The 22,631-nt window shown below is 66.8% G+C and carries 20 protein-coding genes and 1 tRNA gene; 6 read left to right on the forward strand and 15 right to left on the reverse strand.

Features of this window, described 5'->3' with window-relative positions; genetic code table 11:
* Nucleotides 1–4 precede the first annotated feature (4 nt).
* The 4 genes from NOV65_RS14675 to NOV65_RS14690 form a co-directional block, all read right to left on the reverse strand.
* Nucleotides 5–985 carry a hypothetical protein gene (locus tag NOV65_RS14675; RefSeq protein WP_257307360.1) on the reverse strand — a complete coding sequence of 327 codons (981 nt, stop codon included), beginning with the start codon at nt 983–985 and terminating at the stop codon, nt 5–7.
* 13 nt (nt 986–998) lie between these two features.
* Entirely contained in the window at nt 999–1,556 is a 558-nt protein-coding gene (locus tag NOV65_RS14680; protein ID WP_257307362.1) for a hypothetical protein, read from the reverse strand.
* 148 nt (nt 1,557–1,704) lie between these two features.
* Nucleotides 1,705–3,051, reverse strand: coding sequence for a GAF domain-containing protein (locus tag NOV65_RS14685; RefSeq protein ID WP_257307363.1), 1,347 nt, complete (start codon nt 3,049–3,051; stop codon nt 1,705–1,707).
* Nucleotides 3,048–3,572 (reverse strand): hypothetical protein, encoded by a 525-nt coding sequence (locus NOV65_RS14690; protein WP_257307364.1) that lies wholly within the window; start codon nt 3,570–3,572, stop codon nt 3,048–3,050. Before NOV65_RS14690 ends, NOV65_RS14685 begins: the two co-directional genes overlap by 4 nt.
* 144 nt (nt 3,573–3,716) lie before the next feature.
* Here NOV65_RS14690 and NOV65_RS14695 point away from each other — a divergent pair, with 144 nt between their 5' ends.
* The gene (locus NOV65_RS14695) at nt 3,717–4,112 is read left to right on the forward strand and encodes a bacteriohemerythrin (protein WP_257307366.1); all 396 of its coding nucleotides are present in this window, start codon (nt 3,717–3,719) and stop codon (nt 4,110–4,112) included.
* 328 nt (nt 4,113–4,440) lie between these two features.
* Here NOV65_RS14695 and NOV65_RS14700 read toward each other — a convergent pair.
* Nucleotides 4,441–4,517 (reverse strand) — tRNA-Arg (locus NOV65_RS14700).
* A gap of 90 nt (nt 4,518–4,607) precedes the next feature.
* On the opposite strand from NOV65_RS14700, the gene NOV65_RS14705 reads away from it, so the two are divergent.
* On the forward strand, nt 4,608–5,210 hold the full coding sequence (locus tag NOV65_RS14705; protein ID WP_257307368.1) for a DUF4337 domain-containing protein: 603 nt from the start codon (nt 4,608–4,610) through the stop codon (nt 5,208–5,210).
* Between the two features lie 65 nt (nt 5,211–5,275).
* Here NOV65_RS14705 and NOV65_RS14710 read toward each other — a convergent pair whose 3' ends face one another.
* The 4 genes from NOV65_RS14710 to NOV65_RS14725 form a co-directional block, all read right to left on the reverse strand.
* Nucleotides 5,276–6,109 carry a hypothetical protein gene (locus NOV65_RS14710; RefSeq protein ID WP_257307369.1) on the reverse strand — a complete coding sequence of 278 codons (834 nt, stop codon included), beginning with the start codon at nt 6,107–6,109 and terminating at the stop codon, nt 5,276–5,278.
* 26 nt (nt 6,110–6,135) lie between these two features.
* Nucleotides 6,136–7,554 (reverse strand): NCS2 family permease, encoded by a 1,419-nt coding sequence (locus NOV65_RS14715; protein WP_257307372.1) that lies wholly within the window; start codon nt 7,552–7,554, stop codon nt 6,136–6,138.
* A gap of 16 nt (nt 7,555–7,570) precedes the next feature.
* Nucleotides 7,571–8,845, reverse strand: coding sequence for a uracil permease (gene uraA, locus NOV65_RS14720; RefSeq protein WP_257307373.1), 1,275 nt, complete (start codon nt 8,843–8,845; stop codon nt 7,571–7,573).
* Nucleotides 8,846–9,041: 196 nt separating this feature from the next.
* The gene (locus NOV65_RS14725) at nt 9,042–10,553 is read right to left on the reverse strand and encodes a putative bifunctional diguanylate cyclase/phosphodiesterase (protein ID WP_257307375.1); all 1,512 of its coding nucleotides are present in this window, start codon (nt 10,551–10,553) and stop codon (nt 9,042–9,044) included.
* 333 nt (nt 10,554–10,886) lie between these two features.
* Here NOV65_RS14725 and NOV65_RS14730 point away from each other — a divergent pair, with 333 nt between their 5' ends.
* Complete coding sequence (locus tag NOV65_RS14730) at nt 10,887–12,008, forward strand: CHRD domain-containing protein (protein WP_257307377.1); 1,122 nt, start codon at nt 10,887–10,889, stop codon at nt 12,006–12,008.
* Between the two features lie 87 nt (nt 12,009–12,095).
* On the opposite strand, the gene NOV65_RS14735 is transcribed toward NOV65_RS14730, so the two are convergent.
* Both NOV65_RS14735 and NOV65_RS14740 read right to left on the reverse strand, forming a co-directional pair.
* Nucleotides 12,096–13,061, reverse strand: coding sequence for a hypothetical protein (locus tag NOV65_RS14735; protein WP_257307379.1), 966 nt, complete (start codon nt 13,059–13,061; stop codon nt 12,096–12,098).
* Between the two features lie 67 nt (nt 13,062–13,128).
* Entirely contained in the window at nt 13,129–14,214 is a 1,086-nt protein-coding gene (locus tag NOV65_RS14740; protein WP_257307382.1) for a right-handed parallel beta-helix repeat-containing protein, read from the reverse strand.
* A 323-nt stretch (nt 14,215–14,537) separates the two neighbouring features.
* On the opposite strand from NOV65_RS14740, the gene NOV65_RS14745 reads away from it, so the two are divergent.
* The 3 genes from NOV65_RS14745 (at nt 14,538) to NOV65_RS14755 (ending at nt 18,348) form a co-directional block, all read left to right on the forward strand.
* Nucleotides 14,538–15,659: a polysaccharide biosynthesis/export family protein gene (locus tag NOV65_RS14745; RefSeq protein WP_257307384.1), complete on the forward strand. Its 1,122-nt coding sequence runs from the start codon at nt 14,538–14,540 to the stop codon at nt 15,657–15,659.
* The gene (locus NOV65_RS14750) at nt 15,656–16,135 is read left to right on the forward strand and encodes a low molecular weight protein-tyrosine-phosphatase (RefSeq protein ID WP_257307386.1); all 480 of its coding nucleotides are present in this window, start codon (nt 15,656–15,658) and stop codon (nt 16,133–16,135) included. The genes NOV65_RS14745 and NOV65_RS14750 overlap by 4 nt, the downstream gene beginning before the upstream one ends.
* Nucleotides 16,136–16,200: 65 nt before the next feature.
* Entirely contained in the window at nt 16,201–18,348 is a 2,148-nt protein-coding gene (locus NOV65_RS14755) for a polysaccharide biosynthesis tyrosine autokinase (protein WP_257307388.1), read from the forward strand.
* 15 nt (nt 18,349–18,363) lie between these two features.
* Here NOV65_RS14755 and NOV65_RS14760 read toward each other — a convergent pair whose 3' ends face one another.
* From NOV65_RS14760 to NOV65_RS14775, 4 genes are read right to left on the reverse strand one after another with little or no spacing between them, the layout of a single operon-like run.
* A complete protein-coding gene (locus NOV65_RS14760; protein WP_257307390.1) occupies nt 18,364–19,044 on the reverse strand; it encodes a methyltransferase domain-containing protein in 681 nt (226 codons plus the stop codon).
* Nucleotides 19,045–19,053: 9 nt separating this feature from the next.
* Entirely contained in the window at nt 19,054–20,253 is a 1,200-nt protein-coding gene (locus NOV65_RS14765; RefSeq protein ID WP_257307392.1) for a glycosyltransferase family 4 protein, read from the reverse strand.
* On the reverse strand, nt 20,253–21,284 hold the full coding sequence (locus tag NOV65_RS14770) for an SDR family oxidoreductase (RefSeq protein WP_257307393.1): 1,032 nt from the start codon (nt 21,282–21,284) through the stop codon (nt 20,253–20,255). The genes NOV65_RS14765 and NOV65_RS14770 overlap by 1 nt, the downstream gene beginning before the upstream one ends.
* On the reverse strand, nt 21,284–22,558 hold the full coding sequence (locus tag NOV65_RS14775; RefSeq protein WP_257307395.1) for a nucleotide sugar dehydrogenase: 1,275 nt from the start codon (nt 22,556–22,558) through the stop codon (nt 21,284–21,286). The genes NOV65_RS14770 and NOV65_RS14775 overlap by 1 nt, the downstream gene beginning before the upstream one ends.
* Between the last annotated feature and the right edge of the window lie 73 nt (nt 22,559–22,631).

Here is a 22,631-nt window from a genome sequence, read left to right on the forward strand (position 1 = left end):
GACGTCAGTGGGACGGTAGGGCGGGCAGGTCGGCGATCCAGCGACGGACATGGTCCACGGCGGCCTGGTCCACGCGCACGGTGCCCAGGGGGGGCATCTGGGCGATGGGATCCCGGCTGCCCATGCGGTGCAGCAGGGCGCTTCGCTCCGGGTGCCCGGGGCTGAGGATGCGGCTGTCCAGCTGGCCGGGCACCGGGAAGCCGCCGGGCGCCAGGGCCGTGCGGAGGGCGTGGGCGGGGCGCAGGTCCAGGCCCAGGCCGGGGATGGGCCGGTCCGCCCGGTGGCAGGTGGCGCAGTTGGCCTGGAGGTAGCCCAGGGCCGTGCGGGTGGCGGGATCGCCCTCGATGCGGGGCGGCCGCGTGAGGAGGTCCGCCCGGGTGCCCCGCAGGAGGCGTTGGGCCACCAGCTCCTTCAGGGTGACCATGCCGGGCCGGAGGGGCTCGCCGTGGAGGGCGCCGGGATCGCGGTCCGGGGAGAGCTGGAGGGCCGTGAAGCCGAGGATCTCCACCTGCTCCTGGCCGTGGCAGTCCCGGCAGTCCGTCCGCGAGGGGATGCCGTGCCGGAGACCCGGGGCGACCTCGGCGGCATCTGGCAGCCCGCCCTCGGGCACGAGAATGGCGTCGGTCTGGGCCTCGTTCCAGGCGTAGCTGGCGAAGACCCAGGTCCCGGGCCCAGTCTTCCAGAGCAGGCGCGTCTCCACCTTGCGGCCCCCGAAGGCGAACTCCTTCCAGGCCTTGGTGCCCACGGGGAACACCCAGCCCGCCTCGTCGCGGCCGTCGATGGCCGCCGGCAGGTGGATCCACCGGGCCTTGGCGGCGCCGTCGGTCCACAGCGGGTACTGGGGCGCGTAGGCCAGGTTCCGGGCTGCCACCACGCCCGAAGCGGCGTAGAGGCCGGTCTGGGAGAGCAGGCGGGGCGGGGCGGGAGCCTTCGCAGCCCCCGGCCATGCGCCGAGGACCAGGAGGGCCAAGAGGAGGGTGCGCATGGCGGGGTCCGGCTCAGTGCATGGGGATGGGCGTGGGGGCGGGCGCGATGGGCGCAGGCACCTTGTTCTTCACGGCCGGGATCGAGTGCAGGTAGGCGAAGACCGCCTTCAGGTCGGCCTCGGTGGCGGCCTGGAGGTTCTGGATGGGCATGGGGGGCAGGATGGCGCGGCCCTGGCCCAGATGACGGGCGCTGCGCACCATCTGGAGGAACTGGGCCTCGGTCCAGGCGCCCAGCCCGGTCTCCTTGTCAGGCGTGAGGTTGGCGGCGTAGCTGACACCCCAGGGGCCCGAGAAGGCCGTCATGGTCAGGGAGCCGACCCAGCCCCAGGGGGCCTCGGTCAGCTTCGGGGCCGGGGGCATCTTCAGGCCCTCGGGATGGCCCGACAGCATGCGGCTCATATCCGGCTCGGGGCCCTTCGGACCCATCTTCAGCGGGGTGTGGCAGTCGTGGCAGCCGGCCACCTGCACGTAGTAGGCCCCACGCTGGATGAGCTTCGTCTGGGCGGGGGTGGCGGACTGGGCCAAGGCAAAGCCCAGGAGGGCGCAGGGGAGGGCGCGAAGCAGCGTCATGAATCACCTCATCAGGGAAGGGGTCGGGTCGAATCCCGATGAGGTGTTTATCGCACTCCCAAGCGATGGTTTATTTGTTTTTTCCACCCTTAAGAAAGAATTAGCAAGCCTTTAAGAAGGTTTTAAGAAAAGGCATGTGCGAAGTGGATCACACGCCGGCATCCATGTCCTCCAGGCTCAGGGGCCGGCCCACCAACAGCCGGAAGCGTCCCCGCCCTGTCTTCTCCAGCTGCACGCAGGCCTGTCGCTCTGCCAGGCGGCGATGGAGCAGGACGAGGCGGGCCTCCAGGTTGTCGCTCTGGTCCGGCAGGCGCACCCGGGGATCGGCGCGCAGCTCCCGGTTGCTGAACTGGGTGCGCCCCAGAGTCTGGTGATCCTGCAGGAGCGTCCAGAGGATGTTCCCCGCCACGCCCTTGATGAGGTAGTCATCCCCCAGGAACACACTGTCGTTGGCGGCATAGTGCCGCACCCGCAGGGGGGGGCCGGCGGGCGGGGGTTCGCGGGGGATCCCGGACTGAGCCTCGTCGCCCAGCTCCAGCTCCGCCAGGAAGAGGCGGAAGAGGCCCCCCACCTGGGTGGCCAGCGCCACCAGTGCATCCTCGTCCGCGTGGGTGAAGCGCATCTCCGTGGGGCTCTCCACGAAGAGCACACCCAGGGGCTCGCGGGCCCCTGGGATGGGCACGGCCAGCTGGCTGCCGGGCGAGGCCAGGCCCGGGAAGGGGATCTCCGTCTCCAGCCGGTCGCCCATGCCCTGCCGCTCGGCCCCCTCGCGCATGGCGAGGCCGTAGGCGTACTCGGAGGTGACGTGCGAGATGCGGATGGGTACCCGCTCCCGGGCCGCCACGCCGATGACGCCATCGCCCACCGGGATCTCCGAGCCCACGCCCGAGGTCGCATAGCCCCGGCTGGCCACGGTGTAGAGCCGGTCCCGGCGGGGATCCAGCATCATCACCAGGGCGTGCTCGATGGCAAAGTGGGTTTGCAGACCGTCCAGCAGCGCATCCAGGAGGGATTCGGCATCGGGGCTGGTGGGCAGCCGCTCCATGCAGGTGCGCAGGGCCAGGAGGGGGTCCACCGCCGGAGGCGGGGCGGGCAGCGTGCTGCCTGGCACCACTTCCGCCCGCTCGAGGCGGTAGATGTCGGAGCCCAGCAGGCGGAACACGCCAGTCATGCCCGTGTGGGAGGCGATGCCCGCCAGCTTGGCCTTCATGGATTCGAAGATCGGCCCCTCGGTTTCCGTGCGCTGGTAGGTCAGGTGGACCCGGTACTGCTGGGCGGTCTGGGGGTGGATGAGGCCCAGGGTGACCCGCGGATTTGCGAGCAGGTTCTGATGGGTGCGGTTGAAGAACTGGTAGGAGAGGGCCAGGTGCCGATCGTCGAGGTACTGCCCCTGGGACATGTAGGCCACGTTGGGCGTGCCGTCCGGGGCGCAGGTGGAGACCACCCCCGGAATGACGCCATCCAGGCAGTCGCGGAGGGCGCGGATGGGGATCATGGGGCCCCCGGCGCCAGGGGTGGAGCCAGGGCCGGGATCAGCGCCGTTCCGGCCTGGGCCCCCGGCGTCGAGTTGAAGAAGGCCGAGGGTGTGAAGGTCAGCGCCACCAGCGCTTCGTCGGGACAATCGAGCAGGGTCCTGACCATGGCTTCCGTGAAGCCGAGAAAGACCAGAGACTGCGCAAAGGCCGTGCGGTAGGCCGTGACGCAGGCCAGGTCACCCTCGGCCAGAGGGATGAGCCGGGCGTTCTGGCCCTTGATCTGGACCGTCCGGTGGGTGGGGGGCTCGCTGAAGACCACCGCCAGGGCCCCGCTGGCCGTGGCATCCCGGATCAGATCCGCGGCCTGGGGCGGGGAGAAAAAGAGGGTGATGCGGTCCGTGCCTGGCTCCACGCGGCAGCCGAAGGCGCGGCAGAGGCTGGGGACGCCCGCAGCGCTCGCCGAGCCCGCGTTGATGGAGACGCCCCCCGTGACGAAGCGGGCCAGATCCGGATCGAGCTGGAGGGTCGGGAGGGCGGGCATGGGGGGATGATTTTATCCAATCTTCCTCGGCGGGTGGGGCCGACGAGCGACGGCCGGATACCCGTCCTGGCCCGAAATTTCCTGATGCTCTGGTATTCTTTGGATGTGAAGCCTGCCCCTGCGATTCGAAGCGCGCGCTCTCTTGTGCGCTGGCGCCGACAGTTCGAAACCGGACTGGAGCCCATCGATCAGCAGCACCGTGAGCTCTTCGAGGCGCTGGCCCGGCTGGCCGCCGACCTCGAAGCCGGGGCGCCGAGGGGCCAGGTGGACGAGGGGTTGGCCGCCCTGGCGCGGCATCTCATCAAGCACTGCCAGACCGAAGAGACCCTCATGAAGGAAGCGGGTTTCGCCGATCGCATCGTCCACGCGAACCAGCACCAGGACCTGGTCCTCCAGGTGCGCGACCTCCAGCACCGCCGGACGAAGGGCCAGGAGCTGGGCCTGGAGGCGGTCGCCTCAGTCGGGGAGTGGCTGGACCACCACATCTGCGAGTCGGATCTGGCCATGGCGGGCTACCTGAAGACGCTTCGCACGGTCTGAGCCCGCGGGGTCGAATTCAGCTGGGCGCAGGGATGGGCGCCGACCCATTTCACGCTGGACTCGAACTGTGCTCGGCTGCGCCGATCACCGGTCTCGCTCCGACAGCGCCCCGCGCTGTCTCTACGATCCCACTCGACGTAAGATCCCGGCCGCGTCCGTGCGGCCCGGGGCTGATTCGAGTCCAGCTGGGCGCATGGGTAGGCGCCGACCCACTTCACGCTGGCCTCGAACTGCGCTCGGCTGCGCCGATCGCCGGTCTTCCTGCGGCAGGACATCAAGTCCTGCCTTCAGAATCCCATTCGCTGGTTCGAGTCCAGCTGGGCGCACTTGGTGCGCCCAGCTGGACTCGAACCAGCGACCTGCAGCTTAGAAGGCTGCTGCTCTATCCACCTGAGCTATGGGCGCGCAGGGGATAGTCTAGCGGGTCGGGGTGGGGGTGGACGGGTTCGGCGGGCTGGGACCTTGCCCTAGACTGAGGGCCTCAAGGAGGCTGCCATGCCGGAAACCCTCGATCCGATCCAGGATGAGGTGCAGGACCACGCGAGGGACAGCCGGTTCAACGGGTTCATCGCCCTGTTCGTGGCGGTGGTGGCGACCTTCATGGCTCTGTGCAACGTGAAGGATGGCAACGTCGTCCAGGCCATGCAGCAGTCCCAGGCCAAGGCGGTGGACCAGTGGGCCTTCTACCAGAGCAAGAGCACCAAGCAGCACATCGCGGAGAACGCAGTGGAGATGCTGAGGGTCCAGCTCGACATGAGCCCGGGGTTGAAGCCGGAGGCGCGGGCCCGGGTGGAGGCCCGGATCGCCGCCCAGGAGGCGGCCGGGAAGAAGTATGAAAAGGAGAAGGAGCAGATCAAGGCCGAGGCGGAGCAGGCTGCCAAGGACTACGAGGCGATGAATGTCCATGACGACCAGTTCGATCTCGCCGAGGCTTGCCTGAGCGTGGCCGTGGCGCTGGCGGGCGTTACCGCCCTCACCCGGAAGCGGTGGCTGTTCGCTGTGGCGGGGGTCTTCGCGAGCATCGGCCTGGTCTTCGGTCTGGCGGGATTCCTCCACTGGAACCTGCACTCCGACCTGATGGCCAAGCTCCTGGGGTGAGGGCCCTCATCCAGACGAAAAAGGGGGCCCTGCGAGGCCCCCTTTTTTCGCAAGGTTGGGATGATTCAGAAGTGGATCTGCAGCTGGGCCATGGGCGCGGTGACGCGCTTGTTGGTGGCGGGGGCGGGGCCGTCGTTGTTCGGGCCGCCGAACTTGTTGTTCCAGTACTCGAAGCCGGGGCCCACGTAGACCTTCTTCTTGGTGCCGAAGAGGGGGCTGATGTCGAACATCAGCGTCAGGTTGGCCAGGGTCTCGGGCTTGGTCTCCACGCCGAAGCCGTCCTTGCCCTTGGCGCCTTCGTAGTTGGCGTAGCCCTTGAACTCCGCGCCCACGGCGCCCATCTGGAAGGGGATGCCCCAGGCGGCGGTGACGTAGTACGTGGTCTTGAAGTCCACTGACTGGCCCACGATGCCGTTGTAGTTCTGCTCGTGGCAGGCGAGGAGCCCCAGGTCGAAGAAGCCGTCCCTCACCTTGAAGTTGAAGGTGGGGCCGGCGACCAGGAAGCGCTTCTTGGAGGCGAAGGCGTTGTCCTTGGCGTTGAAGTCGAAGCCGGCGGTGAGGGAGATGTCGCGCACGGGGCCGAAGCCGAGATCGGTCTTCGTGAGCTTGCCGAGGCTCAGGGAGCCGCGGTAGAGCGCGTAGACCTCGTTGGCGCCGCTGTTCCCGCTGGCGGTGGGGTCGTTCCGGTCGGACATGAGCATGTCGACGTTGAAGAAGTTGGTGCCGTAGGCCCAGCCGCTGACGTGGCCGAGCTGGAGGATGTTCTTCTTCACGGTGCCGTCGATGCCGGGTTCCCGGAACTGGGTGCCGGTGCGGTAGCCGATGAAGGTGTCGCTCCAGTCGGCGGCGCCGAGAGGCAGGGCTACCGCCACGAGGAGGGCGAGGGCGAGCTTGGTCATGGGTTCTCCGGGTTGAGGCGGGGGTCCTAGGCGGACAGGAAGAGGAGCTTGAGGAGGAAGATCACCGAGAGCACGAGGATGATCGGGTTGATCTCCTTGAAGCGCCCGGTGGCGGCCTTCAGCACGGTGTAGGCGATCATGCCGAGCGCGATGCCGTTGACGATGGAGAACGTGAAGGGCATGACCACCACGGCCAGGTAGGCAGGGATGGCGTCGGTGACGTCGTCGAACTTGATCTCCTTGATCTCCGACAGCATGAAGAAGCCGATCATCATGAGCGCCGGGGCCGTGGCCTGGAGCGGCACCATGAGGAAGAGGGGCGAGAGGAAGAGGGCCAGGGCCAGCCAGCCCGCCACCACCAGGGCCGTGAGGCCCGTCTTGCCGCCCTCGGCCACGCCGGAGGCGCTTTCGATGTAGGCGGTGATGGCCGTGGTGCCGAACATGGACGCGAAGGTGGTGCCCACGGCATCGGCCATGAAGGCCTTGGACGCGCCCGGGAACTTGCCCTCCTTGTCCAGCAGCTTGCCCTGGGCGCCGATACCCATGAGGGTTCCGATGGTGTCGAACATGTCCACGAAGAGCAGGGTGAACAGGATGATGAAGATGTTGATCATGCCGCCCAGGGACTTCGTCCAGCTCCAGTCGTACTGGAACATGTGAGGCCAGCTGGGGATTTGGAAGAGGGTGCCCTTGGGCAGGTGGGTGAAGCCGCCGCCGAAGCTCACGGGCAGCAGGCCCACCAGGGTGATGGCCAGGATGCCCAGGAGGATGGCACCCTTCACGCGCTTGGCCACCAGCACGGCGATGAGGAAGAGGCCCACCACGGACCAGAAGGCCGGGGTGAGGTGGCCGTGGTCCCAGAACTTCGCGATGAAGAGGTTGTTCACGTCATGCAGGCCGAAGAGGGCCGAGGGGTCGTTCTTCAGGACCGGGAAGATCGTGTCGGGCTCGAACTTCAGGCCCACCTGGGTGACGCCGGAATCCACGAAGCCGATGATGGCGATGAAGAGGCCGATGCCCACGGAGATGCCCTTCTTCAGCGAGAAGGGGATGGCGTCCATGAAGGCTTCGCGCACCTTCATGGCGCTGAGGGCGATGAAGACGAGGCCTTCGAGTAGCAGGGCCGTGAGGGCCACCTGGATGGTGTAGCCCATGCCGCCCTGATTGGCGGGGGCGCAGACGGTAAACGCGAAGAAGGCCGAGAGGCCGATGCCCGAAGCGAAAGCGATGGGCAGGTTCGCGTAGAAGGCGCCGATGAGGGTCGAGAGGATGGCGCAGACCACGAAGGCCGTGAAGCCCACGCCCGGCGCGATGCCCGCCACCTTGAGGAAGGCGTTTGGGATCAGCGAGATCACGTAGGCCATCGAGATGAAGGTGGTGGTGCCCGCGAGCACCTCCGTGGCCACCGTGGTGCCCTTGGCCTTCAGATGGAAGAACCGTTCCATGCAGCGCTCCTTTGAATCAGGGTTGAGTGTCGTTGCTGATGCCGAGGCGATCGAAGGACCAGAAGACCAGGCTCAGGACGATGGCCACCACGGTGCCCAGGGCCATGCCGCGGAGCTCTACCGTGTGAAGCTTCACGGCCGCGCCGCTGATGCCGCTGATGAGGACCACCGAGGTGAGGATCAGGTTGCGGGACTGGGTGTAGTCGACCTTCTTCTCGATGAGCATGCGGATGCCCGCGGCGGCGATGACGCCGAAGAGCAGGATGCAGACGCCGCCCATGACAGGCACGGGGATGCTCCGGATGAGGGCCGCCAGCTTGCCGGAGAAGGACACCAGGATGGCGATGACGGCGGTGCCGCCGATGACCCACACGCTGTAGACCTTGGTGATGGCCATGACGCCGATGTTCTCGCCGTAGGTGGTGTTGGGGGTGGCCCCGACCAGGCCGGAGAGCACGTTTGAGAGGCCGTCCCCCAGCAGGGAGCGGTGCAGGCCGGGGTTCTTCAGCAGGTCCTTGCCCACGATGTTCCCGGTCACCACCAGGTGGCCCACATGTTCGGCCAGCACCACCAGGGCGGCGGGCAGGATGATGAGGATGGCCTGCAGGTTGTAGCTGGGCGCGTAGAGGGTGGGGACCTGGAACCAGGGCGCCAGACGCACCGCCTGGAAATCCACTACGCCGAGACCCAAGGAGATCAGGTAGCCCGCGATGACGCCCAGCAGGACGGGGATTACCGCCAGGAACCCGCGCAACAGGATGGAGGCCAGGATGGTCACCGCCAGGGTGGACAGCGAGACCACCAGGGCCAGGCGCAGCGGCATGCCCAGCACCGCCGGGCCAGCGGTGAGTCCCGCCATGTTGGTGGCCACGGGGGCCAGCTCCAGGCCGATGATGGCGACGATGGCGCCCATGGCGGCCGGGGGGAAGATGATGTCGATCCACCGGGTGCCCGCCACGCGCACCACCTGGGAGAGCAGCATGAAGATGAGGCCGAAGACGATGAAGCCGCCCTGGGCGGCGGAGTAGCTCAGCCCCGCCGCCAGCACGGCGAAGACCGGCGAGAGGAAGGCGAAGCTCGACCCCAGATAGGCGGGGATGCGGCCCTTGGCCACGACCAGGTAGATCAGGGTGCCGACCCCATTCATCAGCAGGCAGGTGGCCGGGTTCACCTTGAAGAGGAAGGGCACCAGCACCGTCGCTCCGAACATCGCGAACAGGTGCTGAAGGCTCAGGGGGACGGTCTGCAGCAGGGGCAGGCGTTCGTCGACGTCGATGGTGCGGCGCTGCATGGGGGCCTCGGCGGGTGGGACCCTGCCGAAGCGCAACAGGAATGCGCCGATCTCCGGGGCCCGGGGGAGGGTCCGTACGGTCCGGAGGCACAGGGACAGCTTGATTCTCCCTGTCTGGGGGTTTGCCGGCGTCACACTTTGTTTTTTTACAATCCTCGTGAGTCGGGACCGACGCGGCTGGAGAGGCTCCGAAACCCTATCGGGCCCCGCGTCCCCGGCCCGTGGAGGCCACCCGTGGGACCTTGACTTCCTCCTGGGCGCGCGCGGCCTTCTTCAGGAACTGCTTCGTGGACATGAACTCGAGCATGGCCTCGAAGGCGTCCGCGGGCAGGGGCCGGCCCAGCAGGAAGCCCTGCAGGCAGTCGCAGCCCAGGAGCTCCAGCATGTCCCGCTGGCCCTCGGTCTCCACGCCTTCGGCCACCACCGTGAGGTTGAGGCTGTGGGCGAGCTGGATGACGGCCCGCACGATGGCCTCGGAAGAGAGCCCGGGGTCTTCAGAGGTCAGTGCCGAGATGAAGGACTGGTCGAGCTTCAGGGTCGTGATGGGCAGGCGCTGGAGGTATCCCAGGGAGCTGTAGCCCGTGCCGAAGTCGTCGATGGCGATGCGGGTGCCGATTTCGCGCAGCCGGTGGAGCGGGGCCAGATCCTCGTGGCCCTGGCGCATCACCAGGCTTTCCGTGAGCTCCAGTTCCAGGCAGCCGGGGTCCAGGCCCGTGTCCGCCAGGGCCCGCGCCACACAGGCATCCCAGTCCCCGTTGGCGAACTGGAGGACGGAGACGTTCACCGCGAGGAGGAGCGGAGAGGGGCTGATGGCCTGCCATTTGGCCATCTGCCCACACGTCTCCCGGAGGGCCCATTCGCCGATGGGCAGGATGAGGCGGCTCTCCTCGGCCAAGGGGATGAACTTCACCGGGGGGACGGAGCCGAGGAGGGGATGGTTCCAGCGCATCAGGGCCTCGGCGCCGGCCAGGCGCCCGTCCATGAAGAACTGGGGCTGGTAGTACATCTGCAGCTCGCCGTTCTGCAGGGCGGACCGCAGGCAGCTCTCCAGCTCCTGGCGCTCCAGCGAGACCTCGTTGAGCGTGCTGGTGAAGCACTCGATGCGGTTGCCGCCGCGTTCCTTGGCGCGGACCAGGGCGGACTCCGCGTGGGCCTCCAGCACGTGGGCGTCCATGCCGTCGTTGGGGAAGACGCAGACCCCGATGCTGGCGGTGAGATCGATCTCCCGGGATCCGGCGCGGAACGGCGCCTGGACGGCTTCCAGGAGCTTCTGGCCCACCCGGGCGGCCGCCACCACATCCTTGATCTCCTGGAGCAGGACCAGGAACCGGTCGCCGCCCATGCAGGCCAGCGTATCGCCCTGGCGCAGCGCCTCCTGGAGACGCTGACCCACCATCCTTAGCACCTCATCGCCGCCCGTGTGTCCCAGCAGGTCATTCACGCGCTTGAACCGATCGAGATCCAGGAGGAGGAAGGCGAGGATGTGCCCATGGCGCTGGGCCACGAGCAGGGCCTGGGAGAGCCGGTCCTCGAAATGGCGGTGGTTGGGCAGACCGGTGACGGAGTCCAGCAGGCTCAGTTCCGAGACCCGCTGCTCCAGCGCGCTGATGCGCCGCTCTGCGTTGCGGAGGCGCCCGATCGCATCGAGACGGTCGATCTTGAGCATGAAGCCCCTGAGATCCAGACCGTGGGAACGCTCGTTCGGCAAATGGGCTCCAGATGGCTAGTAAATCCTAAGGCAGCAAGGCTGGTCGCGCTACGAGGAATGGTCTGCCCCCAGAAAAAAAAGGCAATGAATGCGCAAGGAAAGATCGGGATACCGGGGCCCGACCGGAGGGGTTCCTTTCCGCGAACCGGGTCTGACCGGCGGGCTTCCGTGACGCGAGGTTTGGAGCCTCGGGGGAGATCCCCCCGCAAAGGAGCCGCCATGCGATCACCCGAATCAGACGATAGGCCCCGGCCAAGTCCCTTCTCCACCTTGGCCCTTTCCGCTTTGTTCCTGATGGCCTCCGCCTGTGGCGGGGGAGGAGGGGGGGGCTCAATGGCCGCTCCTGCGCCTGCGCCGCCCATCGTGCGATACGCTGCGCTGTCCGGGGCCGATGAGGTGCCCGCCAACGCCTCCACCGCTACGGGAGCCGCCACTTTCTCGGTGAACCCGACGACGAAGGTCCTCACCGGAACCGTGACCACCGCGGGCATTCCCGGGGTGGCCGCCCATATCCATGAGGGCGCGGCGGGGGCCGCGGGGCCGATCGTGATCCCCCTCAATGGAGGGTCGGGAGGCGTGTGGACCGTTCCGCCCAACACGGTGCTGACCGACACCCAGTACGCCTCGTTCCAGGCCAATACCTACTATGTGAACGTCCACAGCGCCACCTTCACGGCGGGCGAGATCCGGGGCCAGATCGAGCTCCGGGTCAGCTTCGCGAACCTCACGGGCGGCCAGGAAACCCCGGCGACGACGAGCACGGCCACCGGGTTTGGCTCCCTGGCCGTGAACGCCCTCACGGGGGCCATCCACGGCACGGTGGTCACGGAGGGGATCACGGGGACCGCGGCCCACATCCATGAGGGGGCCGCCGGAGTCGCGGGGCCCATCCTCATTCCGCTGACCGATGCGGGCGGCGGTGTCTGGACCGTCCCCCCGGGCGCTACCCTCACCAGCGCCCAGGTGACCAGCTGGCAGAACGGCAACCTCTACGTGAACGTGCACACCGCCGCCAACCCCGGAGGCGAGATCCGGGGGCAGCTGAACCTCAGCGTGCCGGTGACCCAGTCGGCCACACTATCCGGTGCCAGCGAGGTGCCACCGACGCCTTCCACAGCCACCGGGGCTGGGGCGGTGAGCATCAACCCCGTCACCCTCGAACTGAGCGGTGGCCTATCCACCACCGGCATTACCGGAACCGGGTCCCATATCCATGAGGGGGCGGCTGGAACCCCCGGGCCGATCATCGTGCCGCTCACGGACGCTGGTGGCGGCGCCTGGGCCCTTCCCACCGGAACCCGGCTCACGGGTGGTCAGTTCATGAGCTGGCGGCTCGGAAACCTCTACGTGAATGTCCACAGCGCCGCCTATCCCAGCGGTGAGATCCGCGGCCAGCTGGGTGGTTCGGCCGGCACCGGAGGTGGCACTGGGGGTGGCACGGGAGGAGGGTACTAGCAGGAGTCCGGGGCCCCAGGGATGTCCCGACAGCAGCAGCCGGCGCCGCCGCATGCGGCGCCGGCTTTCCTGCGGGACTCGGCCGGGCTATGGGGCCTGGGGCGCGCGGCTGATCAGGGCGCCTCCGAGGACCTCGGCGTAGTAGGCTAGGCGCGAGCTGGTCGGGAAACGCGCCTGGGCGTGCCGCGCCACGGCTTCGGAAGCACCCACCAAGGGAGCCAGCCAGGGGTGGAAATGGATGCTCAGGTTGTGCGCCTGAACCTGATAGCCGAGCTGCCGCTTGTAGCGATCGAGCCCCTCATTGGGCAGGATCGAGGTCATGCCGTTGCCGATGAAGCGGACCCCGGGGTCTGAGGCGGCGTTCCGGATGATGGAGAAGTCCAGGGCATGGTTGGGGTAGTGGTCCCGCTCCGCGGTGCTGGACATCTTGTAGATGAGATGCAGCCACTGGCCATCGCGGCAGGAGATCAGGTAGGTGGCCAGCCTGCCATCGACGAAGGCCCCATGGATGGTCATGCCCGGACAGTCCCTCAGCCCCCGCACGAAGCGCTTCCACTTGGCCGGATCGAGGAAGGTGGCGTCTTCCCTAGATTGTCGCTGGAGGGTGTCGCGGTTCAGCGGCAGGCCCTTGGCCTGCAGTTCCTCCGCGTCGAGGGTGCGCAGCTCGCAGAGCTCCAGGCCGCGCGTCACATGCCCGCGCTGCTTGCGGTGGACCGACGCCAGGTCATAGCCTTCGGGCGAGATGACATAGTGGCCGCCAGCCAGCCCGGGCCGGTCCGAGGGGAAGCTCAACCCCAGGACCTTCGATCTGTGCAGGATCTCCCGGGCCTCCTCGGGCCCGATGTCGAGCCGCAGCTGGAAAGGGAGGCTCGTGTAGAACGGTCCCCGGTGATGCCCCCACCACACACCGTTCATCTCGAACACAGGGCGCCCCTGCAATTCCCAGAACTTGACGACATTTCCCCCGTTCGGCGCGGAACCGATGGCCACGCTGGACGCAATCGGGTTGCGGCCCGAATGGCGCGGCGTTTCGTGGACCAGTTCTTGAATCAAGGAGGACTCCTCAGGGGATTCAACGGGTGGAACAGCATTCGGTGGCCCGGGAGGGACGGGCCCGCCCTCAGGGCGGCAGGCCATTGCCGGAGAGCGTGTTGTCCGTGATGGTGTTGCCCGAGGACCGGTACTCGAGGACGCCGTTCAGGGTGTTTTGGGTCACCGTGTTGCGGGTGACGGTGGTGCCCGTGACCCCATCCCGCAGGTAGATGCCATACCCGGCATTGCCCTGGATCGTGTTGTTCTTGATGACGTGGCCGCTGGTGTTGGAGACCTCGATGCCGCTGCGGGGGCCCGAGTGGAGGGTGGCCACGCCGTTGCCGGTCATGGTGTTCCCATCGATCACGACGTTGTAGATGAAGGCCAGGCCGGTGTAAGCGATCGGCACCCCGTTCTCGATGCCGTCCCCACCGTTGTTCGCGAAGACACAGGCGGTGATCAGGACGTTGTTCACGGTCTCGCCGCTGTTGGGCTCGATGTCGAGGCCATCCTCGGGGATGGTCCCGCGGTTGTTTGTGAAGCTGGAATTCTTGACGACGAGGCCGTTCCCACTGGTGATCGACAATCCCTGGCGGCGGTTGTGGTCCGCAAGGACGTTGCAGAGGGTCACATCGCTGGCACCGCTGATCGCGAACCCGTCCCCCCAGCACTCCTTCGAAGTGACCCCCACCACCGCGATGTGCTGGGCGCTCCCCGTGATCCGGAGTCCCATGCCCTGTTCCCCGCTGGTCCCGGTGTGGGTGGTGCGGTCGCCCAGCAGGGTGCCGCCCACCACGTTCACGTTCGAAACGCCTGAGATGCGGAGGATGATGTAGTTGGAGGAGCCGTTGGGAATGGCCTTCAGGATGGCGCCTGTGTCGAGGGACAGGGTCATGCCGCTTCTCAACTGGAGGGAGGTGAGCGCATCCACCAGGTAGGTCCCCGCGGGCACGGAGACCGTGCCGCCGGTTCCGGCCATGGCATCCACGGCCTTCTGCAGAGCGGCCGTGTCGTTGGTGATCCCGTCGCCCTTGGCGTTGTAGGGGGCGTCCTTTACGTTCACGGTCTGGGAGGAGGTGGGTTTGGGGGTGCAGTTCGCGACGGGCGGAACGGCCACCGAGGGGGCAGCCGGTGCTGAGGTTCCCTGGGACCCGCAGGCGCACTGCAGAGCCATCCATGCGGCCAAAGCCCAGGGAAGGGGCTTTGGCCGCATGGGAAGGCAGGCCCCCGTGGGGATTCCCCTCCCTCCGAGCGGAGCCCGCGACAGGCGGAGGCTGGGAGGGGGCCAGATCATGCGAAGTCCTTGGGTCTGGGTCCAGGGTAGCACTTGACGAAAGCCCAAATAGCTCCGATTTTGCTTGCGTGGTCATGGGAAATAGCGATACACCTAGTCCCCTCATCACGGAGAGTACCATGTGCCTTTCCGATCCGTCCGAGACCCGGATTCCAGCCGGGGACTTTCCTCCGATCAGCCTGGGCAAACCCCGGGTAGGACGCGTGGAATCCCCCCGTATCGGGGCCTGGCTCGCGCTGTGCGCCACCCTGTTGCTCGCGGCCTGCACCTCCCCGGGGATGCAGCTGAATGTCCACCCCTCCAAGACTCAGACCAGCCACCTGGATGGACTGAATGTCACCCTGCGGCCCCTGAACACCGCCACCGTCCAGGAGCAGGAGCGGCGGACCTCCGAGCCGGGCCCGCCCGTCGGCGTCCTCGAGAAGAGCGCCACTCCCTATCACATCGGCCCGCAGGACATCCTGCTGGTCACAGTGTGGGACCACCCTGAGATCACCCTGCCCCTGGGGCAGTACCGGCAGGATTCCGCCGCCGGCACCGTGGTGGACGAGGCGGGCGATGTCTTCTTCCCCTACGTCGGCAGGTTCCATGTCGCCGGACTGACCACGGGCGGGGTCCGGGATAAGCTCACCTCCCTTCTGGCCAAGGTGCTTCAGAATCCCCAGGTCGATGTGAAGGTGATCGCCTTCCGGTCGCAGAAGGTCTACGTGGGAGGCGAGGTCCGCAATGCCGGGGTCTACCCGGTCACTGACGTGCCCTTCACCCTGACGGAGGCCGTGAATCGCGCCGGCGGGTTCCTTCCCACCGCGGATGACAGCCGCATCCTCCTCTCCAGGGGGAACCAGACCTGGCGGCTGAACTTCCAGACGCTGATGGCCCAGGGCAACCGCGTGGGGCAGATCCTCCTGCAGGACGGGGACTCGCTCCACGTCCCGAACCTCCTGGACTCTCCCGTCTACATGCTGGGTGAACTCGTGCGGCCGGGGACGACTCCCCTTCTCCATGGGAATCTTTCCCTCGCGAAGGCCATCCAGGACTCGGGTGGGATCCAGGGCCAGACTGCGGACGCACATTCGATCTACGTGATCCGGCAGGGCTCCGCCCTCAATGCGGTGGATGTCTTCCATCTGGATGCGCGGAATCCGACCGCCATGATCCTGGCGGACCGTTTCCCGCTCTATGCCCGTGACATCGTCTACGTGGACAAGGGCACCGTCGTCCGCTGGGGTCAGGTCCTGAACCTCATCCTGCCGACCTACACAGGCCTCTTGCAGACCGCCACCAGCGTCAAGTACCTGGGATCTTCACTGAACTCCAAACCATGAACGATGGTCCGGCAGCCGCTATCCGCCACATCCTGGTCGTGTGCGAGGGCAACCATTGTCGGGCTCCCATGGCCGAGGCCCTGCTGCGCTCCCTCCTGCCCCCCGACATCACAGTGGAATCCGCCGGGCTGAGCGCCTTGGTGGGCGCTCCGGCAGATCCTGAGGCCCAGCGCCTCATGGCCGACATCGGATTGGACATCTCCGCCCATGTCGGTCGCCAGTTGACGTACGACATGACCGCCGCGGCGGACCTCATCCTGGTCATGGATCAGTCCCAGAAGGGCTGGTGCGGGCAGCTGTTCCCCAGTTCCATCGGCCGGATCTTCCTCCTGGGGCACTGGCAACCCCCAGCCTCCAGGGAGATCCAGGACCCCTTCGGGCGGGATCCCGAGGCCTTTCGCATCGCCCTCGAGGCCATCCGTCAATCCGTGTCAGACTGGCCGCCCCACCTGACAACCAAGCAAAGGTCGGCATGAACAATCCGCTTGCCTCCGGAACCCAACCTTCCCGGCCGGATCCCGCTGAGCCACCGCGCAGGATCTTGCGGCCTCTTGGCGAATCTGAGGAACTAGGGTTCCTCGATTGGTTCGCCAACCTGTGGGAGGGGCGGCGGTTCATCATCGCCTCCCTGGCCCTGTTCCTGTGCTTCGGCGGCCTGTATGTCTGGCGGGCCGCCCCGGTCTATCAGGTCCAAGCCATGCTGCAGGTCCAGGCCAGGCGGACAGGGCCCTCGGACCCCGCCTTTGCCAAGATGGAGGGCCTGTTCTCGGATCCGACTGAGGCCCAGAGCGAGGTCGAGATCCTTCAGAGCAGCATGGTGCTTGGCCGCACGGTGGAGGCTCTCAACCTCGACCTCCAGGCCCGGCCGAAGCTGATACCCATCGTGGGCGCGGCCCTCAATCGGGGCGATCCGGAAGCGCCCCGGATCGAGGTCCAATCCTTCGGTCTTCCAGACCACCTGCGAGGGCAGGTCTTCGGCCTGACGGCCCTCCCCGGGGGAACCTTCCGGTTCGACTCCCCGAAGGGTGCGGCCCTGGGTACGGGCGAAGTGGGCAAACCGTTGAGCGTGTCCTATGCCGGCGAACAGCTCGAGCTGGTGGTCCAGTCCATCAGTGCCAAGCCCGGGCAGAAGTTCCGACTGGAGCGGCAGCCGGTGGGTGAGGCGCTGGATTCGCTGCGGAAAAACCTTGATGTGGTGGAGAAGGGCAAGCTCACGAATGTGCTGGGATTGACCCTCAAGTGCGCCAATCCTGCGACCGGTGTGACGGTCCTCGACGAGATCATCAAGCAGTACATCCGGCACAAGATCGAACGGAAGAATGCGGGAGCCACGCAGACCCTGGCCATCCTCAAGGAACAGCTTCCCCAGGTGAAGGCCAAGCTGGACGATGCGGAGAATCGCCTCAACCGCTTCCGGAGCCGCACCGGATCCGTGGACCTGGCGCGCGAAGCCGAGGCGTACCTGCAGCAGGGCTCCAATCTGAGCGTGCAGATCACGTCCCTGGAACAGAAGAAGCAGGACCTCCTCAGGACCTACCGGGAGGACTCCGACGTGGTGGCCACCCTCAATCGGCAGATCGCCCAACTCAAAGCCGAAGGTGGTCGGATCGATGCGAAGGTGCGCACGCTCCCCAGCGCGCAGCAGGAGGTGGTGCGTCTCTCCCGCGAGGTGGCGATCAACACGGAGCTCTACACGGCCCTTCTGAACAACATCCAGCAGCTGGGGATCACCAGCGCCGGAGAGGTGGGTGGGATCGCGGTGGTGGACCCGGCCACGCCCGATCCGAATCCCATCGCCCCCCGGCGGGCGATGCTGATGTTCCTCTTCACCTTCCTTGGATTCCTGGCCGGCATCGGCATGGCCATCCTGCGGAAGACGTTCAGCCAGGGGATCGAGGATCACCGTCTCATCGAGTCCAAGCTGGGCATACCGGTGCTGGTGACCATCCCCCACAGCAAGGCCCAGGAGGCGCATTGGCAGGCCATGCAGAATGGCGAGGATGGCCTCCACCTGCTGGCGGCGCTCAATCCGGATGACCTGGCCACCGAGAGCCTTCGCAGCCTGCGCACGAGCCTCCACTTCTCGAAGGGGCGGGCGACCAGCCAGACGATCATGGTGACCGGGCCTTCTCCCAACATCGGCAAATCCTTCGTCAGTGGGAACCTGGCCGCCGTGCTGGCCCGGGCTGGCAGCCGCGTGCTGGTGATGGACGCGGATCTCCGGAAGGGCTCCCTGCATCGCCAGTTCTGGTCGAAGGACCGGGCGGGCGGATTGTCCGATGTGCTGGCCAGGATGGCGGATTGGGAAGCGGTGGTCCACAAGACGGCCGTTCCACGGCTCGATCTGATGATGTCCGGATCCATCCCCATGAACCCCTCGGAACTCCTGATGACGGAGGCCTTCGAAGAACTCCTCGCCAAGGTTTCGAAGGCCTATGACTATGTGATCCTCGACGCGCCGCCGGTGCTGGCCGTTACGGATGCGCTTATCATCGGCTCCAGGGTTGATCAGGTGCTCGTGGTGGCGAAATACGGGAGCCACCCCCTCGAAGAGCTGCGGGCCTGCCTGAAGCGGCTTGAGCGCCAGGGCATCCCGGTGCTGGGGTGCGTGTTCAACGACGTCCAGCCGCTCCGCATGGGGGGCAACCACACGCACTACCGGTACGCCTACCACTACCGCTACGAATGATGGGGCACTGAAGGATCACGGGTTGCCGGAGGCTGCGTCTAGGCGGAAGAACTGCCAGGCTTCGAGGCCTCCGGCGATCTGCCGCTCCGCCCGGGGGAAGGCCTCGACGAGCGCCTCGACCTGCAGGGGGAGCACGTAGTAGAGCAGGACGCCTCGATCGGGCCGCGCCTGGAGCTGGGCCTTCAGTTTCGCCGCGAAGGCCTGCATGGTGGTCCGCCCGAAGGGGTTGGCCAGGTAGATGATGGACCCCGTGAGGTCGATCTCGGCGGTGAGAATATCGGCGGTCAGGATGTCGATGCGCCCCGCCCGGTTCCAGGTCCTCTTGATCTGGCCGATGTTCTGACGGGCGCCCTCGGCGACGTCTGGATTGATCTCGATGCCCACCATCCGATCAAAGCCCAGGCTGGAGAAGTAGGCCAGGGGACGCCCGGCGCCACAGCCCACATCCACGAAGGAGCGGAGGGGGAAGCCCGTCGCCTGCATATGGGCAGCGATATCGATGAGCACGCGGTAGGGGGCCGGCTGACAGGGTCGGCTGTCACCGCTGGCGGAGGTGGGGGGCACGAAATCCCGGCGAAAGGTGGAGATGCCGATTTGCCGGTCCAGGCGGAATTCCGTGACGTACTTCACCGCGGAGAGCGCAGCGCGACCCGGGTTCTGGGTGATCTTCCTGAGGATGTACGCCAGGTAGGCCATGGGTCGTCTTCAGATGGGGGGAAGCGGGAGGGGAGGGTGGGGAGTGCCCGGACGGGAGGCCGCCCTGTCGGACACGCGGGGGGTCCCGGGGGTCAGATCCATGAAGGCGAGGATCTCCGCCGTCACGTGGCACACGTCGTATTTTTCCTCAGCGATCTTCCGGCCTTCCTTCCCGAGGCGGAGGATCAGATCCCGGTCTTCGGCCAACCTGATGATGGCCTCGGCGAGCGCGTCGCTATCCCGCACTGGAACGAGAAAGCCGTTGCACCCCTCCTGGACGGTGGCACGGCAACCGGGCGCGTCCGTAGTCACGACGGCCCGGCCCATGGACATGGCCTCCAGCACCGAGCGGGGCGTGCCTTCCCCGTAGGAGGGCAGCACCAGGACATGGGCGGCGGCCAACGCCGGGCGCACGTCCCCCATCTCGCCGAGGTAGTCCACGATGCCCTCCTGCACCCAGGCCTGCACCTGGTCTGCCGTGATCGCGTTCGGATTGGTATCCAGGGGGCCCAGAATCTGGAACCGCGCGGCCACCTGGCGCCCGGAAACGAGGCGGCAGGCCTGCACGTACTCATGCAGCCCCTTGTCCCGGAGCAGGCGGCCCACGAAGAGGAACGTGGCGGGGCCGTCGGGAAGGGGCGAAGGCGCGAAATGGTCCAGGTCCACACCCGAGCCGTTGACGATCCGCGCGGCCATGCCCTTGGGCAGCAGGCCCTCGGTCCTGAAGAACGCGAGGTCATCCTCATTCTGGAAAAGCACTCCCCGACACCGGCGCAGCGCCAGGCGGTACAGGGCCTTGACGACCCGGCGGACAGTCCGCTGCCTGAATTCCGTGGCCTCGCCCTGGAGGGTCGTGCCGCGGCCCGTGATCATGGCGAAGCGATCGGGCACGCCGGCCTGCTTTGCCGCGAGAGTCCCGAAGACCACGGCCTTGATCTCGTAGGCCAGGAGGGCATCGAGGCGCAGCCGACGGAACAGGCTCCACAAATGGAACAGGCTCAGGAGGTCCCGGAACGGGTTCAACCCGGTGCGGTGGATGTCGATGGGAACGTAGGTCACCCCCAACCGTTCGAGGTTCGCCTGGATCTCGGGCGTGCCCTCCGGGGCAATCCCGTAGACCGTGTGCCCCGCCCGCGCCATCTCTGACATGAGGTGGCCCCGGAAGTTCACCAGGTCCCTGGCCGCGCCTCCCAGCACCGCGATTCGCATCAGAGCTGGGCAGCCCGGGCGGCAAACCAGGGGACCAGTTCATCCAGCCCCTGCGCCACGGAGTGGGTCGGCTCGTAGCCCAGGTGGGCCTTGATCTTGGAAAGGTCCGCCTGGGAATGCTGGATGTCGCCATCCCGCGGCGGGCCATAGACAGGGTCCCGTCGCTGGAAGCCGGGATGGGCGGTGGCCAGGCGGTCGGCAATCATCCAGTAGAGCCGAGTCAGGGAGGTGGTGCCGCCGAAGGAGACGTTGAAGACCTCGCCCAGGGCCCCCTCGGGGGCCACACAGGCCAGCAGATTGGCCTGGACGGCGTTGGCGATGAAGCAGAAGTCCCGGCTGGTCTCACCATCCCCGTGGATGGTGCAGGTCTCGCCATCGATGAGGGCCTGGAGCCACTTGGGCATGACGGCGGCATAGGGCCCGTTGGGATTCTGCCGGGGGCCGAAGACGTTGAAATACCGGAATCCGATGGCCCTGAAGCCGTAAGTCCGGGCGAAGATCGCGGAGTACTGCTCGCCGATGACCTTGGTCAGGGCGTAGGGGGAGAGGGGGTGCCCGGTCCGAGACTCGACCTTGGGCAGCCCCGCGTCGTCCCCATAGACGGAGCTGGAGGAGGCGTAGGCCATCCGCCGCACGCCCGCATCCCGGGCCGCCACCAGCATGTTGAGGAAGCCATCCACGTTGGACTGGTGACTGGCGATGGGATCCTTGATGGAACGAGGCACGGACCCCAGGGCGGCCTGGTGCAGCACGACCTCGGCGCCCTGGCAGGCCTGATGGCAGGTATCCAGATTCCGGGTGTCCCCTTCGATGAAGGTGAAGCGTGACCAGGCTTCGGCGGAGAGGCCCTGCCGCACGCTCTCCAGATTCCCGGGATTCCCCGTGGAGAAGTTATCCAGGCCGACCACGACCTGATCCAGCTCCAGCAGCTTCTGAAGAATGTTCGAGCCGATGAAACCGGCCACGCCCGTGACGAGCCATCGCTTGGGACTCGTCCGCAGGTCCTGGCAGAGCGCCTGGTACAGGCTCATCAAAGGCTCCAATAGGCGATGGGTTCGGGGAAGTCCGTCGGCTGGAAGCTGGACTTCACATCCACGAACACGGAAGTCGGCTTGAGGCGGGCACGGAGGGGCGCGGGGCCCGGCGTCAGGAAGACCTGATGATTGACCGCGAAGACCAGGGCATCCAGGTCCTTGAAGGCCTCCAGCGACGCGAGGTGGATGCCGTAGTCCTCGTGGGTCGCCTCGGGGTCCGCCAGGGGGTCGTGGATCAGAGGTTCGATTCCGAACTGTTGCAGCTCTTCGACGATGTCCGGCACCTTGCTGTTCCGGATGTCATGCACGTTCTCCTTGAAGGTGAGCCCCAGGATGCCGACCTTCGCGGATTTGACTGGGATCTCCTGCTGGATGAGCAGCTTCACCAGTTTCTGTGCCACGTAGGCGCCCATGCTGTCGTTGATGCGCCGTCCAGCCAGGATGACCTGGGGCTGGTAGCCGAGCTCCTCGGCCTTGGTGGTGAGGTAGTAGGGATCCACCCCGATGCAATGCCCGCCGACGAGCCCGGGGCTGAACGGCAGGAAGTTCCATTTGGTGCGGGCCGCGGCGAGCACCTCCGCCGTCCGGATGCCGACCTTCTCGCAGATGATCGCCAGCTCGTTCATGAGCGCGATGTTGATGTCGCGCTGCGTGTTCTCGATGACCTTGGCCGTCTCTGCGACCTTGATGGAGCTGGCCTGATGGATGCCGGCGCGGATGACGGCGCCGTAGACGCTGGCGATGGTCTGGCAGGTCTCGGCATCCTGGCCGGACACGACTTTCACGATCTGGTCCACCGTGTGGACCTTGTCCCCGGGGTTGATGCGCTCCGGAGAGTAGCCGAGCTTGAAGTCCCGGCCGCTCTTGAGCCCGGAATGCTGCTCCAGGACGGGCCCGCAGATCTCCTCCGTGACGCCGGGGAAGACGGTGGATTCGTACACGATGATGGCGCCCTTGCCGAGAATCTTGCCGACGGTCTCGCTCGCCTTGAGCATGGGGGTGAGGTCCGGCCGGTTCCATCCGTCGATGGGGGTGGGCACGGCGACGATGATGAAGTCGGCACCCCGCATGTCCTCGGGGTTCGCGGTCATCTTCAGGGTGGTGCTTCGCAGCGCTTCGGAGTCCACCTCCTTGGTCCGATCCACACCCGCCTGCAGCTCCGCGACCTTCGCCGCGTGGATGTCGAACCCCACCGTGCCGGGGAACTTCTTGGCGAGTTCCAGAGCAAGAGGAAGTCCTACATAACCGAGACCCACAACCGCGATGCGCATGATGCTCCACTCCGAGTGACCTGCGTTGGATGGCCCTCACGGCTTGGGCCGTGGTGGATTCGACGAGGCGATT

It is taken from the genome of Geothrix campi, assembly GCF_024609265.1.
Lineage (GTDB): Bacteria > Acidobacteriota > Holophagae > Holophagales > Holophagaceae > Geothrix > Geothrix campi.

Bases quoted from the DNA above. Each gene is read 5' to 3' on its own strand.
- NOV65_RS14675 (WP_257307360.1), bottom strand. From the start codon at position 985: ATGCGCACCCTCCTCTTGGCCCTCCTGGTCCTCGGCGCATGGCCGGGG.
- NOV65_RS14680 (WP_257307362.1), bottom strand. From the start codon at position 1,556: ATGACGCTGCTTCGCGCCCTCCCCTGCGCCCTCCTGGGCTTTGCCTTG.
- NOV65_RS14685 (WP_257307363.1), bottom strand. From the start codon at position 3,051: ATGATCCCCATCCGCGCCCTCCGCGACTGCCTGGATGGCGTCATTCCG.
- NOV65_RS14690 (WP_257307364.1), bottom strand. From the start codon at position 3,572: ATGCCCGCCCTCCCGACCCTCCAGCTCGATCCGGATCTGGCCCGCTTC.
- NOV65_RS14705 (WP_257307368.1), top strand. From the start codon at position 4,608: ATGCCGGAAACCCTCGATCCGATCCAGGATGAGGTGCAGGACCACGCG.
- NOV65_RS14710 (WP_257307369.1), bottom strand. From the start codon at position 6,109: ATGACCAAGCTCGCCCTCGCCCTCCTCGTGGCGGTAGCCCTGCCTCTC.
- NOV65_RS14715 (WP_257307372.1), bottom strand. From the start codon at position 7,554: ATGGAACGGTTCTTCCATCTGAAGGCCAAGGGCACCACGGTGGCCACG.
- uraA (WP_257307373.1), bottom strand. From the start codon at position 8,845: ATGCAGCGCCGCACCATCGACGTCGACGAACGCCTGCCCCTGCTGCAG.
- NOV65_RS14730 (WP_257307377.1), top strand. From the start codon at position 10,887: ATGGCCGCTCCTGCGCCTGCGCCGCCCATCGTGCGATACGCTGCGCTG.
- NOV65_RS14740 (WP_257307382.1), bottom strand. From the start codon at position 14,214: ATGGCTCTGCAGTGCGCCTGCGGGTCCCAGGGAACCTCAGCACCGGCT.
- NOV65_RS14750 (WP_257307386.1), top strand. From the start codon at position 15,656: ATGAACGATGGTCCGGCAGCCGCTATCCGCCACATCCTGGTCGTGTGC.
- NOV65_RS14760 (WP_257307390.1), bottom strand. From the start codon at position 19,044: ATGGCCTACCTGGCGTACATCCTCAGGAAGATCACCCAGAACCCGGGT.
- NOV65_RS14765 (WP_257307392.1), bottom strand. From the start codon at position 20,253: ATGCGAATCGCGGTGCTGGGAGGCGCGGCCAGGGACCTGGTGAACTTC.
- NOV65_RS14770 (WP_257307393.1), bottom strand. From the start codon at position 21,284: ATGAGCCTGTACCAGGCGCTCTGCCAGGACCTGCGGACGAGTCCCAAG.
- NOV65_RS14775 (WP_257307395.1), bottom strand. From the start codon at position 22,558: ATGCGCATCGCGGTTGTGGGTCTCGGTTATGTAGGACTTCCTCTTGCT.